The 14,871-nt window shown below is 47.1% G+C and carries 11 protein-coding genes; all 11 read left to right on the top strand.

Going from position 1 to position 14,871, the window contains the following annotated elements; genetic code table 11:
* Window positions 1-5: 5 nt before the first annotated feature.
* The 11 genes from ilvC to yihA all read left to right on the top strand — a co-directional run bounded on the left by ilvC (window position 6) and on the right by yihA (window position 14,842).
* Window positions 6-1,034 carry a ketol-acid reductoisomerase gene (gene ilvC, locus ACWJJS_RS13970; RefSeq protein ID WP_007408142.1) on the top strand — a complete coding sequence of 343 codons (1,029 nt, stop codon included), beginning with the start codon at window positions 6-8 and terminating at the stop codon, window positions 1,032-1,034.
* Window positions 1,021-2,577, top strand: coding sequence for a 2-isopropylmalate synthase (locus ACWJJS_RS13965; RefSeq protein ID WP_060657399.1), 1,557 nt, complete (start codon window positions 1,021-1,023; stop codon window positions 2,575-2,577). The genes ilvC and ACWJJS_RS13965 overlap by 14 nt, the downstream gene beginning before the upstream one ends.
* 20 nt (window positions 2,578-2,597) lie before the next feature.
* On the top strand, window positions 2,598-3,695 hold the full coding sequence (gene leuB, locus ACWJJS_RS13960) for a 3-isopropylmalate dehydrogenase (RefSeq protein ID WP_003152604.1): 1,098 nt from the start codon (window positions 2,598-2,600) through the stop codon (window positions 3,693-3,695).
* Between the two features lie 49 nt (window positions 3,696-3,744).
* Entirely contained in the window at window positions 3,745-5,163 is a 1,419-nt protein-coding gene (leuC, locus tag ACWJJS_RS13955) for a 3-isopropylmalate dehydratase large subunit (protein ID WP_007408145.1), read from the top strand.
* Between the two features lie 15 nt (window positions 5,164-5,178).
* Window positions 5,179-5,778, top strand: a complete 600-nt coding sequence (leuD, locus tag ACWJJS_RS13950) for a 3-isopropylmalate dehydratase small subunit (protein ID WP_007408146.1) — start codon at window positions 5,179-5,181, stop codon at window positions 5,776-5,778.
* Between the two features lie 117 nt (window positions 5,779-5,895).
* Window positions 5,896-6,900, top strand: coding sequence for a DNA damage checkpoint antagonist DdcA (gene ddcA / locus ACWJJS_RS13945; protein WP_070082174.1), 1,005 nt, complete (start codon window positions 5,896-5,898; stop codon window positions 6,898-6,900).
* Between the two features lie 216 nt (window positions 6,901-7,116).
* A complete protein-coding gene (gene tig, locus ACWJJS_RS13940) occupies window positions 7,117-8,391 on the top strand; it encodes a trigger factor (protein WP_454023654.1) in 1,275 nt (424 codons plus the stop codon).
* Window positions 8,392-8,662: 271 nt separating this feature from the next.
* On the top strand, window positions 8,663-9,925 hold the full coding sequence (clpX, locus tag ACWJJS_RS13935; RefSeq protein WP_003152620.1) for an ATP-dependent protease ATP-binding subunit ClpX: 1,263 nt from the start codon (window positions 8,663-8,665) through the stop codon (window positions 9,923-9,925).
* A 150-nt stretch (window positions 9,926-10,075) separates the two neighbouring features.
* A complete protein-coding gene (gene lonB, locus ACWJJS_RS13930; RefSeq protein WP_003152622.1) occupies window positions 10,076-11,734 on the top strand; it encodes an ATP-dependent protease LonB in 1,659 nt (552 codons plus the stop codon).
* A 199-nt stretch (window positions 11,735-11,933) separates the two neighbouring features.
* Complete coding sequence (gene lon / locus ACWJJS_RS13925) at window positions 11,934-14,258, top strand: endopeptidase La (RefSeq protein ID WP_454023653.1); 2,325 nt, start codon at window positions 11,934-11,936, stop codon at window positions 14,256-14,258.
* Window positions 14,255-14,842, top strand: a complete 588-nt coding sequence (gene yihA, locus ACWJJS_RS13920) for a ribosome biogenesis GTP-binding protein YihA/YsxC (RefSeq protein WP_003152626.1) — start codon at window positions 14,255-14,257, stop codon at window positions 14,840-14,842. The genes lon and yihA overlap by 4 nt, the downstream gene beginning before the upstream one ends.
* Window positions 14,843-14,871: the final 29 nt, after the last annotated feature.

Here is a 14,871-nt window from a genome sequence, read left to right as displayed (position 1 = left end):
TTAAAATGGTAAAAGTATATTATAACGGTGATATCAAAGAGAACGTATTGGCAGGTAAAAAAGTAGCGATTATCGGTTACGGTTCACAAGGTCATGCACACGCGCTGAACTTAAAAGAAAGCGGAATTGATGTCATTGTCGGCGTCAGACAAGGCAAATCATTTACACAGGCCCAAGAAGACGGTCATCAAGTCTTTTCGGTAAGAGAAGCGGCTGCGCAGGCTGATATCATTATGGTTCTTCTTCCGGATGAACAGCAGCAAAAAGTATATGAAGCTGAAATCAAAGATGAATTGACGGCGGGCAAGTCATTGGTATTCGCACACGGATTTAACGTCCATTTCCATCAGATCGTGCCTCCTGCTGATGTGGATGTATTCCTTGTCGCCCCTAAAGGACCGGGACACCTTGTCAGAAGAACATATGAACAAGGCGCGGGCGTACCGGCATTGTTTGCCATCTACCAGGATGTATCAGGCGAAGCGAAAGATACGGCTCTTGCTTATGCAAAAGGAATCGGCGGAGCGCGTGCGGGGGTTCTTGAAACAACATTTAAGGAAGAAACGGAAACAGATTTGTTCGGTGAGCAGGCTGTTCTGTGCGGAGGTTTAACGGCGCTTGTCAAAGCGGGTTTTGAAACGCTGACAGAAGCCGGCTACCAGCCTGAACTCGCATACTTCGAGTGTCTGCACGAACTGAAGCTGATCGTAGACTTGATGTATGAAGAAGGGTTGGCCGGCATGAGATACTCTATCTCCGATACGGCTCAATGGGGAGACTTTGTATCAGGACCGCGCGTAGTTGATGCAAAGGTAAAAGAATCGATGAAACAAGTATTAACGGATATTCAAAACGGTACATTCGCAAAAGAATGGATCGTGGAAAACCAAGTGAACCGTCCTCGTTTCAATGCGATCAATGCAAGCGAAAACGAGCATCAGATTGAAAAGGTCGGCAGACAGCTTCGTGAAATGATGCCGTTTGTCAAACAAGGCAAGAAGAAGGAAGCGGTGGTCTCCGTTGCGCAAAATTAATGTTTTCGACACGACCCTTCGTGACGGTGAACAATCTCCCGGGGTCAACCTCAATTCCCGGGAGAAACTGGCGATAGCCAAGCAGCTTGAAAGACTCGGGGTGGACATTATTGAAGCGGGATTTCCCGCTTCATCCCGAGGTGATTTTTTAGCCGTGCAGGAAATCGCAAGAACGATTAAAAATTGTTCGGTAACAGGGCTTGCCCGATCTGTCAAAGGTGACATTGACGCAGCCTGGGAAGCGCTGAAAGACGGGGTCAGCCCGCGCATTCACATCTTTATCGCCACCTCTGACATTCATCTGAAGCATAAGCTGAAAATGACGCGGGAAGAGGTTAAGGAAAAAGCGGTTGAAATGGTGAAGTATGCAAAAGAACGCTTTCCGATCGTTCAATGGTCGGCAGAAGATGCATGCCGCACCGAACTTCCGTTTCTGGCTGAAATCGTGGAAAAAGTGATTGATGCCGGCGCGAGCGTCATCAACCTGCCGGACACTGTAGGTTACCTGACGCCTGCTGAATACGGAAACATCTTTAAATATATGAAGGAACACGTTCCGAATATCAGCCGGGTAAAGCTCTCAGCCCATTGCCACGATGATCTCGGAATGGCGGTTGCCAACTCACTTTCGGCAATTGAGAACGGCGCTGATCAAATTGAATGCGCCATTAACGGCATAGGAGAAAGAGCCGGGAACGCCGCGCTAGAGGAAATCGCCGTTGCGCTTCATGTCAGAAATGACGCGCATCAAGCCGATTCATCTCTCAATCTTCATGAATTGAAGCGGACGAGTGATCTTGTCAGCAAACTGACGGGCATGGCCGTTCCCCGCAATAAAGCAATCGTCGGAGATAACGCTTTCGCACATGAATCCGGCATTCACCAAGACGGTTTCCTGAAAGAAAAATCAACATATGAAATCATTTCACCGGAACTTGTCGGCGTGACTGCTGATGCGCTCGTACTCGGAAAGCATTCCGGACGCCATGCGTTCAAAGACCGCCTGAATGCGCTTGGATTCCAGTTTGATAGTGAGGAAATCAATAAATTTTTTACGATGTTTAAAGAACTGACCGAAAAGAAAAAAGAAATCACCGATGATGACTTGATTTCTCTTATTTTAGAAGAAAAAGTGACGGACAAAAAAATCGGCTATGAATTTCTGTCTCTGCAAGTGCATTACGGGACGTCTCAGGTTCCGACTGCAACAGTCTCTTTAAAAAATCAGGAAAACGAACAGCTGATGCAAGAGGCGGCAACGGGGGCGGGCAGCGTAGAAGCCGTTTATAATACGCTCGGGCGCTGCATCGATAAAAATATTGAACTGACAGACTACCGCATCCAATCCAACCGGAAAGGCGAAGACGCGCTGGCTCAAGTTTATGTCAGAGTGACCGTGAACGGAAAAGAAACATCAGGGCGGGGAATCGCGCAGGATGTTCTGGAAGCTTCTGCTAAAGCTTATCTGAACGCCGTGAACCGGCAGTTGGTGCTGGATTGCAATTTAGACGGATTAAAGAGACGGACTGCGGTCGGCTCGTAATAGAAAGGAGAACGTTTGATTTGAAAAAACGCATTGCTTTGCTTCCCGGTGACGGAATCGGACCGGAAGTGGCGGAATCAGCGGCAGATGTATTGAAAAGCGTTGCCGAACAATTCGGACATGAATTTGAATTTGAAAACGGACTGATCGGGGGAGCGGCCATTGACGCCCATCAAAACCCCCTTCCTGAGGAGACGGTGGCTCTTTGTGAAAGATCCGACGCCATCCTGCTCGGGGCAGTCGGCGGACCGAAATGGGACCAAAATCCTCCGGAGCTCAGACCGGAAAAAGGCCTGCTCGGCATCAGAAAAAAACTCGGCCTGTTTGCGAATCTGCGTCCCGTGACCGTATTTGAAAGCTTGTCTGAGGCGTCTCCGCTGAAAAAAGAATATATCAGCGGCGTCGACTTTGTAATCGTCAGGGAACTGACGGGCGGCCTCTACTTCGGAGAACCGAGCAGACAGTATGTCAATGAAGCGGGAGAAAAGGAAGCGGTCGATACCCTTTTTTATAAGAAAGAAGAAATCGCACGCGTTGTCAGAGAAGCCTTTAAGATGGCTGCCGGCAGAAAAGGAAAAGTGACGTCCGTTGATAAGGCGAATGTGCTTTCTTCAAGCAGACTGTGGCGTGAAACGGCAGATGAAATCGCAAAAGAATTTCCTGATGTGACGCTTGAACATATGCTTGTCGATAATGCCGCGATGCAGCTCATCTACGCTCCGAGCCAGTTTGACGTCATCGTAACTGAGAATATGTTCGGCGATATTTTAAGCGATGAAGCCTCCATGCTGACAGGCTCGCTCGGCATGCTGCCGTCAGCCAGTTTATCAAGTTCAGGTCTTCACTTGTTTGAACCCGTGCATGGATCTGCGCCTGACATCGCCGGTAAAGGGATGGCCAATCCGTTTGCGGCGATTTTATCAGCGGCGATGCTTTTGAGAACATCTTTCGGACTTGAAAACGAAGCGCAGGCGGTGGAAAAAGCGGTCGCAAAGGTGCTTGCAGACGGCAGCCGTACACGTGATATCGCCCGGGACGGCCAATATGCCGGAACGCATGACATTACTGAAAAAGTAAAAGCCGCATTAGCCGGCTCGAATACAAAATCTATAGTATGACGCTTTAAAGAAAGCGGTCTTAGTTCATAGGTAGAGGGAGGAAACAAAGATGATGCCTCGAACAATCATCGAAAAGATTTGGGATCGGCATGTTGTAAAAAGCGGTGAAGGAAAACCCGACCTTCTCTATATTGATCTGCACCTCATTCATGAGGTGACGTCTCCTCAGGCGTTTGAAGGGTTAAGGCAGAAGGGAAGAAAGGTCAGACGGCCGCAGAACACATTCGCGACGATGGACCACAATATTCCGACCGTCAACCGTTTTGACATTAAAGATGAAGTCGCAAAGCGCCAAGTAACCGCGCTTGAACGGAATTGCGAGGAGTTCGGCGTCCGTCTTGCGGATCTTCACAGCGCAGACCAGGGGATCGTTCATGTAGTCGGGCCTGAGCTTGGTCTGACACTTCCGGGAAAAACGATCGTTTGCGGAGACAGCCATACATCGACTCACGGCGCGTTCGGAGCGCTTGCCTTCGGTATCGGCACAAGTGAGGTGGAACATGTTCTTTCCACACAGACATTATGGCAGCAGCGGCCGAAAACGCTTGAAATCCGCGTTGACGGAACGCTCCAAAAAGGAGTGACAGCGAAGGATGTCATCTTGTCGGTCATCGGAAAATACGGGGTGAAATTCGGTACCGGATATGTCATTGAATACACCGGGGAAGTATTCAGAAACATGTCTATGGACGAACGCATGACCGTCTGCAATATGTCAATAGAAGCGGGAGCACGGGCGGGACTGATCGCTCCAGATGACACGACGATTGAATACTGTAAAAACCGTAAATACGCGCCAAAAGGCGAGGAATTTGAAAAAGCCGCCGCAGAATGGAAAGCGTTAAAAACCGATCCGGGCGCCGTATACGATCATTCCATCGTGTTAGACGGCAGCGAGATTTCTCCAATGGTAACATGGGGCGTCAATCCCGGCATGGTTCTTCCGGTCGATGCCCAAATACCGGCGCCGGAAACGATTGATTCTGAAGACGGTAAAAAAGAAGCCATCCGCGCGTACGAATACATGGGAATTTCACCGAATCAAAAAATTGAAGATATTAAAGTCGAGCATGTGTTTATCGGCTCCTGTACAAATTCGCGGATGACCGATCTTCGCCAGGCTGCGGATATGATCAAAGGCCGAAAAGTCGCCGACAGCGTCAGAGCCATTGTGGTGCCGGGTTCTCAAAGCGTGAAACAGCAGGCCGAGGAAGAAGGGCTGCACCGCGTGTTTCTCGAGGCCGGCTTTGAATGGAGAGAATCAGGCTGCAGCATGTGCCTCAGTATGAATAATGATGTCGTGCCTGAAGGGGAACGATGCGCTTCCACTTCCAACCGCAACTTCGAAGGCAGACAGGGAAAAGGCGCGAGAACACACCTTGTCAGCCCGGCGATGGCGGCAATGGCGGCCATTCACGGGCATTTCGTCGATGTAAGAAAGTTTTATCAAGAAAAAACAGTTGTGTAAGGAGTGCGCGAAAAGATGGAACCTTTAAAAACGCATACGGGAAAAGCGGCCGTCTTAAACCGGATCAACGTCGATACGGACCAGATTATTCCGAAACAGTTTTTGAAAAGAATTGAAAGAACCGGATACGGCAGATTCGCGTTTTTTGATTGGAGATACCTTGAGAACGGTGAGCCTGACCCTGAATTTGAATTAAACCGTAAAGTCTATGAAGGCGCGTCCATATTAATTGCCGGAGAGAATTTCGGCTGCGGATCATCCCGTGAACACGCTCCTTGGGCGCTGGATGATTACGGCTTCAAAATCATCATTGCTCCGTCATTTGCCGATATTTTTCATCAAAACTGTTTTAAAAACGGTATGCTTCCCATCCGTATGCCGTATGATCAGTGGAAAAAACTCGCCGGTCAATATGAAAATCAGTCTCTTAACATGACGGTTGATTTGGAAAACCAGCTCATTCATGACAGTGAAGGAAAAGAGATTTCATTTGAAGTCGATCCTCACTGGAAGGAAATGCTGATTAACGGTTATGATGAAATTTCATTAACGCTTCTGCTGGAGGACGACATTCAGCAGTTTGAATCGAAAAGAAGTTCATGGCTTCAAGCCTGAAAAAAGCTGTCCGGCATCTGTCCGGCGGCTTTTTTTACCGTGTGCATCATCCTTTCTTGTGTTTCATGACGCGTGTTGATACACTTGAACAAAATAGCGCCTGAAAGGAAATAAAGTATGACGCATGACAAGAAAAAAGCTGATATCATTCCTTTCCCCCGTCTGAAAGAACGCTTGGTTGATAAAGGGATGGCCGCCATGAAGGATAAACAGTATGAGGAGGCCCTCGAACTGTTTTCAGAGGCGGTAAGCCACGGCGATACCGAGTCCGACGTACATTTAGGCATGGCGATTTGTTTTCTGGAACTCGGGGAATTGGAAGAAGCAAAACAAGTTTGCGAGAAAATGCTGAATGAAGGGTACGGCCATTATTTCACAGTGCTGCAGGTGTACATGACCATTTTAATTCAGCTGAAACAATATGAAGAAGTCAAAAGCACAATTGAAGCTGTGCTGGAAGAAAACCAGCTGCCCGCAGAAAGTGCGGAGCAATTCTACCGGCTGCTCGAATTCAGCCGCAAAATGACCGATCCCGATCAGCAGGATGAGGCGTGGGAGGAGGAATACGAGGACATTCTTGATGCGGAAAAAGTGCTGAACAGCCCGGCTGAACAAATGAATCTGATTCATTCTCTTAAAGACCGCAATATTGCAAAATACACGGGTCTCTTAAAAACAATTCTTCAAGATCCGGGCGCGCATCCGCTTATCAAGACGATGATTTTGACGCTGATGGCGGAGCATGACTACAGCAAGCCGGTTCATATTACAAAATTCGGCGATTCAATGACCGCGGTTCCGAGTGAAACGGTTCAGCCTGATGCAGCTCCGATTTTGCATCGCGTTCTTCGGGTGCTTGATGAAACGCTCGGCAATGAAAACCCTACATTATACGCTGCCGTCGAGGAGCTGTGGAGAAGGCATCTGTACGTCCTGCACCCTTTTATGCCGAAGTTTTTGAACGCGGATTTATGGGCGGCTGCGCTTCATAAGGTCGGTTACGAGATGCACGGCATTGACATTGAGCCGGAGGAACTTCATATGATGTACGAGTTTGACAGCCGCGAACTCGAAGAAGCCTGCACGATGATTAAGGATATTGAAGAAATTTCTTATTTGTAAATCACACCATATAGTTGAAAGCGGTAGGCGTTATGTTATAATATAGTGGTTGTATTTATGTATAGCGGTTTAACTGAAATGAGAATTACGGTTGGACAGGCTGCCAGTTCTTTACATAATGATTCTGATTCAAAGCGGTTTTTTCTTTGACAAAGCCGCGGATTGCTTTAGAATGGAAGACCGACACAACCTGAATAGATTTTTGGAGGGAAACACATGTCTGTAAAATGGGAAAAACAAGAAGGCAACGTAGGCGTATTAACGGTTGAAGTTGATGCGGATACGTTCAAAACAGCTCTTGATGATGCATTTAAAAAAGTAGTAAAACAGGTTTCTATTCCTGGATTCCGCAAAGGGAAAGTTCCCCGCGGTTTATTCGAACAGCGTTTCGGCGTTGAAGCTCTTTACCAGGATGCTTTAGATATTTTACTTCCTGTAGAATACCCTAAAGCGGTTGAAGAAGCCGGCATTGAGCCTGTAGACCGCCCTGAAATCGATGTTGAAAAAATCGAAAAAGGCGAAAGCTTAATTTTCACTGCAAAAGTGACTGTAAAACCGGAAGTGAAACTTGGCGATTACAAAGGCTTAGGAATCGAAAAAGATGACACTGCTGTTACTGACGAAGATGTACAAAACGAACTTAAAGCGCTTCAAGAGCGTCAGGCTGAGCTTGTCGTGAAAGAAGAAGGCGCTGTTGAAAACGGCGATACAGTCGTTCTTGACTTCGAAGGTTTCGTTGACGGCGAAGCGTTTGAAGGCGGAAAAGCTGAGAACTACTCACTTGAAGTAGGATCAGGTTCATTCATCCCGGGCTTCGAAGAGCAGTTAACAGGCCTTGAAGCAGGCGCTGAAAAGGATGTTGAAGTAACATTCCCTGAAGAGTATCACGCTGAAGAGCTTGCCGGAAAACCAGCTGTTTTCAAAGTGAAAATTCATGAAATCAAAGCGAAAGAGCTTCCTGAGCTTAATGACGAATTCGCAAAAGACATTGACGAAGAAGTTGAAACGCTTGCTGAATTAACTGAGAAAACAAAAAAACGCCTTGAAGAAGCAAAAGAAAACGAAGCTGACGCTAAATTGCGTGAAGAGCTTGTTCTGAAAGCATCTGAAAACGCTGAAGCTGATGTTCCTCAAGCGATGGTCGACACTGAGCTTGACCGCATGCTGAAAGAATTCGAACAGCGTCTGCAAATGCAAGGCATGAACCTTGAGCTTTACACTCAATTCTCAGGCCAAGACGAAAACGCGTTAAAAGAGCAAATGAAAGAAGATGCCGCAAAACGCGTAAAATCAAACCTGACTCTTGAAGCGATCGCTCAAGCTGAAAACCTTGAAGTAACGGACGAAGAAGTTGAAGCTGAGCTGACTAAAATGGCTGAAGCTTACAACATGCCGGTTGAAAACATCAAGCAGGCAATCGGTTCAACTGACGCGATGAAAGAAGATTTAAAAGTTCGAAAAGCAATTGATTTTCTTGTAGAAAACCGTTAATATGGTTCATAATAATAGACATAATAAAACAGGGCGCGATTAATTCGTGCCTTGTTTTGTACAATTATGATATAACTCTTTTTCTTGGGGCAAGATAGTCATTGCCGGGCTGTTTTTCGTCATACATATAGAATGTGCAAGTGCGAAACACATTGTTACCGTCTTACTGGAAAGTATGGTAAAATGCAATACATACTCGATCGTAGCAAGAACCGTTTTCTTTTGCCCTTCAGGTAAAAGAAAAAGTGAGACAAGATTAAGGGGTGAAAGAATGTTTAAATTCAACGAGGAAAAAGGACAATTGAAATGCTCGTTCTGCGGAAAAACGCAAGATCAGGTTCGTAAGCTGGTTGCAGGACCGGGTGTATATATATGCGACGAATGTATTGAGCTCTGTACAGAAATCGTAGAGGAAGAGCTTGGTACAGAAGAAGAAGTCGAATTTAAAGACGTTCCGAAGCCGCAGGAAATCCGTGAGATTCTGAATGAATATGTCATCGGACAGGATCAGGCGAAGAAATCACTTGCGGTTGCGGTATACAACCATTACAAACGCATCAATTCCAACAGTAAAGTGGATGATGTTGAGCTTTCTAAAAGTAATATTTCTTTAATCGGACCGACTGGAAGCGGGAAAACACTTCTTGCCCAGACGCTTGCGCGTATTCTGAACGTTCCGTTTGCGATCGCGGACGCTACATCTCTGACTGAAGCCGGATATGTCGGTGAGGACGTAGAAAACATCCTCCTCAAGCTGATTCAGGCAGCAGACTATGATGTGGAAAAAGCAGAAAAAGGCATTATTTATATCGATGAAATCGATAAAGTAGCGCGAAAATCTGAAAACCCGTCCATTACACGCGACGTATCAGGCGAAGGCGTTCAGCAGGCGCTGCTGAAAATTCTTGAAGGAACGGTTGCAAGCGTGCCGCCTCAAGGAGGACGTAAACATCCACATCAGGAATTCATCCAGATCGATACGACGAACATTCTGTTCATTTGCGGCGGTGCATTTGACGGCATTGAACAAATCATCAAACGCCGTCTCGGACAAAAAGTCATCGGCTTCGGCTCTGATAATAAAGCGGCAGACCTGGAAAAAGAAGAACTGCTTTCTAAAGTTCTTCCGGAAGACTTGCTCCGTTTCGGTCTGATTCCTGAATTCATCGGCCGTCTTCCTGTCATTGCAAGCCTTGAGCAGCTTGACGAAACGGCACTGGTTGAAATTCTGACTAAACCGAAAAACGCACTCGTCAAACAATACAAGAAAATGTTAGAACTTGATGATGTCGAGCTTGAATTTGAAGGCGAGGCATTATCTGAAATTGCGAAAAAAGCGATCGAGCGTAAAACAGGCGCACGCGGCCTGCGTTCTATCATTGAAGGCATCATGCTTGACGTCATGTTTGATCTGCCGTCCCGCGATGATATTGAAAAATGTGTCATTACCGGAGCGACAGTCGCAGACGGTGAAGCGCCGCGTCTTGTATTAAAAGACGGCACTGTTGTCGGCCAAGATAAAACATCAGCATAACACGACAAAACCTCCTGACCCGATTTGATCAGGAGGTTTTTTTTCTTGTCCTGACCCTTCTGAAAATGTTTATTCCGGGCTTTGCTGGGAGATACTAGCGGACAGAGGAATGAATTGGATACATAAATCGTTTTTTCAGGAGGGACCAGTATGAGTTGGACAGGGATCGCATTATTTGTACAGCTGTTTTTCGGGATAGTCATCGGACTATATTTTTGGAATCTGCTCAAAAACCAGCGAACACAAAAAGTGACGATAGATAAAGAATCAAAAAAGGAAATGGAACAGCTGCGCAAAATGCGCGCCATCAGTTTATCAGAACCTTTATCAGAAAAGGTGCGGCCGAAAAGCTTTCAGGACATTGTCGGCCAGGAAGACGGAATTAAAGCGTTAAAAGCAGCGCTTTGCGGACCGAACCCGCAGCACGTCATTATTTACGGTCCTCCGGGAGTCGGTAAAACGGCTGCGGCGCGGCTGGTATTGGAAGAAGCGAAAAAACATAAACAGTCACCGTTTCAAAAGCAGGCTGTTTTTGTTGAACTTGATGCGACGACCGCGCGGTTTGATGAACGGGGGATTGCCGATCCGCTTATCGGTTCAGTGCATGATCCGATTTATCAGGGAGCGGGTGCGATGGGCCAGGCAGGCATTCCGCAGCCGAAGCAAGGGGCTGTGACCCATGCTCACGGCGGGGTATTGTTTATTGATGAAATCGGCGAGCTTCACCCGATTCAGATGAATAAAATGCTGAAGGTGCTTGAAGACCGAAAAGTATTTTTAGACAGTGCGTATTACAGTGAAGAAAATACGCAAATACCGAATCACATTCATGATATTTTTCAAAATGGGCTTCCGGCGGATTTCCGTTTGATCGGAGCGACAACGAGAATGCCGACTGAAATTCCTCCGGCCATCCGTTCGCGCTGTCTTGAAGTATTTTTCCGCGAGCTGGAAAAGGATGAACTTAAAATCGTTGCGAAAAAAGCAGCCGACAAAATTCAGAAAGAGATTTCTGACGAAGCTCTCAGCGTGCTGACCGCATATACGAGAAACGGACGTGAAGCCGTCAATATGATCCAGATCGCCGCCGGCATGGCGGTGACTGAGGACAGAAAAGAAATCACGACAGAAGATATAGAATGGGTTGTTCATTCCAGTCAGCTCACACCTAAAAATGAGCAGAAAATCGCCGATGAACCGCAAGTCGGCATCGTGAACGGACTCGCCGTCTACGGGCCGAACAGCGGCGCATTGCTGGAAATCGAAGTGAATGTCACACCGGCGCAGGACAAAGGAAGCCTGAATATCACGGGAATTGCAGAGGAAGAAAGCATCGGCAGCCAATCGAAGTCGATCCGCCGCAAAAGCATGGCGAAGGGATCTGTGGAAAATGTTCTGACGGTTCTCCGCACAATGGGCATCAAACCTTCAGACTATGACATTCACGTCAATTTTCCGGGCGGAGGCCCGATTGACGGACCTTCAGCAGGTATCGCGATGGCCGCGGGGATTTTTTCCGCGATTCACCGCATCCCGATCGACCATACGGTGGCGATGACGGGAGAAATCAGCCTGACGGGGCTTGTCAAACCGATCGGCGGCGTCATTCCGAAAATTAAAGCCGCAAAACAGGCCGGAGCAAAAACGGTCATTATCCCATATGAAAATCAGCAGTCCATTCTGAAACGAATAGACGGAATCACCATTAAAGCGGTAAAAACGTTCCAGGAAGTGCTTGACGTCATATTGGTTGACCCTCCTTCAGAACAAAAACCGTTTGATATCCAAATGAATAAAGAATCTGTATAAACCCCATTTTTATAATGGGGTTTTTTTATGGAGGACATCTTTTCCTTTTTCAGAACAGAAAGAAAGGGTATACTACGAAGAGACTGTTTTATATACAGGGCAGGCGGATAAGCCGATTAAAGCCCGATCCCGGAATTGTACAACGATGAAAAAGTTGTATTATAATGGTTCATACTAAAGTCACGGAGGTGTCAGTCACATGGCAGAAGATACAAAACGCAGCATCCCGCTCCTCCCTTTAAGAGGCTTATTGGTATACCCGACAATGGTTTTACATTTAGATGTAGGCCGTGACAAGTCGGTTCAGGCTCTTGAACAGGCAATGATGCATGATCATATGATTTTTTTAGCCACTCAGCAGGATATTTCGATAGACGAACCGGGTGAAGAGGATATTTTCGCCGTCGGCACTTATACAAAAATTAAACAGATGCTGAAGCTGCCCAACGGTACGATCAGAGTGCTTGTAGAAGGCATTCAGCGGGCGCAGATCCTTGAATACACCGAACTCGAAGATTATACTTCGGTCGATATACAGCTGATGCATGAGGATGATTCAAAAGACGTGGAAGACGAAGCGCTTATGCGGACGCTGCTGGACCATTTTGACCAGTACATAAAAATTTCTAAAAAAATCTCCGCAGAAACGTATGCGGCTGTGACTGATATTGAAGAGCCCGGCAGAATGGCGGATATCGTCGCTTCTCATCTCCCGCTGAAATTAAAGGACAAGCAGGACATTTTAGAAACGGCGGATATTAAAGAACGTCTGAATAAGGTCATTCGTTCCATTCATAATGAAAAAGAAGTGCTGGAGATTGAGAAAAAAATCGGTCAGCGCGTCAAACGTTCGATGGAACGCACTCAAAAGGAATACTATTTGCGTGAACAGATGAAAGCCATTCAGAAGGAGCTTGGCGACAAAGAAGGAAAAACCGGCGAAGTTCAGTCGCTCACGGAAAAGATAGAAGAAGCAGGCATGCCTGAGCGTGTCAAAGAAACGGCGCTTAAGGAATTAAGCCGTTACGAAAAAGTGCCGTCAAGCTCAGCGGAAAGCTCTGTTATCCGCAACTATATCGACTGGCTCATCGCCCTTCCGTGGTCGGATGAAACAGAAGATAAACTTGATATTAAAAAAGCCGGGGAAATTTTAGATAAAGAGCATCACGGCTTAGAGAAAGTGAAAGAGCGGATTTTGGAGTATTTGGCCGTGAAACAGCTGACGAAAACGCTGAAAGGGCCGATTCTTTGTCTCGCCGGACCTCCGGGAGTCGGTAAAACATCTCTTGCAAAATCAATCAGTACGAGCATGGGGCGCCGTTTTGTGAGAATTTCACTGGGCGGAGTGCGCGATGAGTCTGAAATCCGCGGGCACCGGCGCACATACGTCGGGGCGATGCCGGGCCGGATTATCCAGGGAATGAAAAAAGCCGGCAAACAAAATCCGGTTTTTCTCCTGGATGAGATCGACAAAATGTCATCTGATTTCAGAGGCGATCCGTCTTCGGCGATGCTTGAGGTGCTGGATCCGGAACAAAACAGCACATTCAGCGACCACTATATTGAAGAGACGTTCGATTTATCGAAAGTGCTGTTTATCGCGACTGCGAATAACCTTGCTTCCATCCCGGGCCCTCTCAGAGACAGAATGGAGATTATCAGCCTGTCAGGCTACACTGAAAACGAAAAGCTGGAGATCGTGAAGGATCACCTGCTGCCGAAACAAATCAAAGAGCACGGGCTCACAAAGAGCAGCCTGCAGATTCGGGATCAGGCGATTACGGACATCATCCGCTACTACACGAGGGAAGCCGGCGTGAGAACGCTTGAACGCCAGATTGCCGCCATTTGCCGAAAGGCTGCGAAAGCCATTGTGTCTGAGGAGAGAAAACGCATTACCGTTACAGAGAAAAATCTGGCCGACTATCTCGGAAAACGGATATTCAGATACGGACAGGCGGAAACCGAAGATCAAATCGGGGTTGTCACGGGGCTCGCGTATACGACGGTCGGCGGAGATACGCTGTCAATCGAAGTGTCATTGTCACCGGGAAAAGGAAAGCTGATTCTGACCGGGAAGCTTGGAGATGTCATGCGGGAATCAGCGCAGGCCGCTTTCAGTTATGTCCGCTCGAAAGCGGAACAGTTCGGAATCGACCCGAAATTCCATGAGAAGTATGACATTCATATCCATGTCCCTGAAGGAGCGGTGCCGAAAGACGGCCCTTCTGCCGGAATTACGATGGCCACGGCGCTCGTTTCAGCATTAACGGACCGTGCGGTAAAACGCGAAGTCGGTATGACGGGAGAAATCACGCTGCGGGGCCGCGTGCTTCCGATCGGCGGACTGAAAGAAAAGGCGCTCGGCGCGCACAGAGCGGGCCTGACCACTATTATTGCGCCTAAAGATAACGAAAAAGATATAGAGGATATTCCTGAAAGCGTCAGAGAAGGACTGAAGTTTATATATGTGTCTCATCTCGATGACGTTTTGGAACATGCCTTAGTAGGAGAGAAGAAATGAAAGTCACAAAGTCAGAAATCGTGATCAGCGCGGTCAAACCCGAACAGTACCCTGATGGGGGGCTTCCGGAAATCGCGCTGGCGGGAAGATCAAATGTAGGAAAGTCATCTTTTATCAATTCATTAATCAATCGGAAAAACTTGGCCAGAACGTCATCAAAACCGGGGAAAACACAGACTTTAAACTTTTACATCATCAATGATGAATTGCATTTTGTCGACGTTCCCGGGTACGGATTTGCGAAAGTTTCCAAAAGCGAGCGGGAAGCATGGGGGAGAATGATTGAAACCTATATGACGACCCGCGAAGAGCTGAAAGCCTGCGTGCAGATTGTCGACCTCAGGCACGCGCCGTCTGCTGAAGACGTGAACATGTATGAATTCCTGAAGTATTACGGCATTCCCGTCATCGTTATCGCGACAAAAGCGGATAAGATTCCAAAAGGAAAATGGGACAAGCACTTAAAGGTTGTCAAACAGACGCTTGATATGGATCCTGAAGATGAGCTGATTTTATTTTCCTCTGAAACGAAAAAAGGCAAAGATGAAGCATGGGGAGCCATTAAAAAAATGATCAGCCGGTAATGAAAAACCCAAAACGCAGTGCGTTTTGG

Source organism: Bacillus sp. JK106 (genome assembly GCF_053663355.1).
Note: the sequence above shows the minus strand (reverse complement) of the source record. Positions and strands in the feature narration are given on the sequence as shown.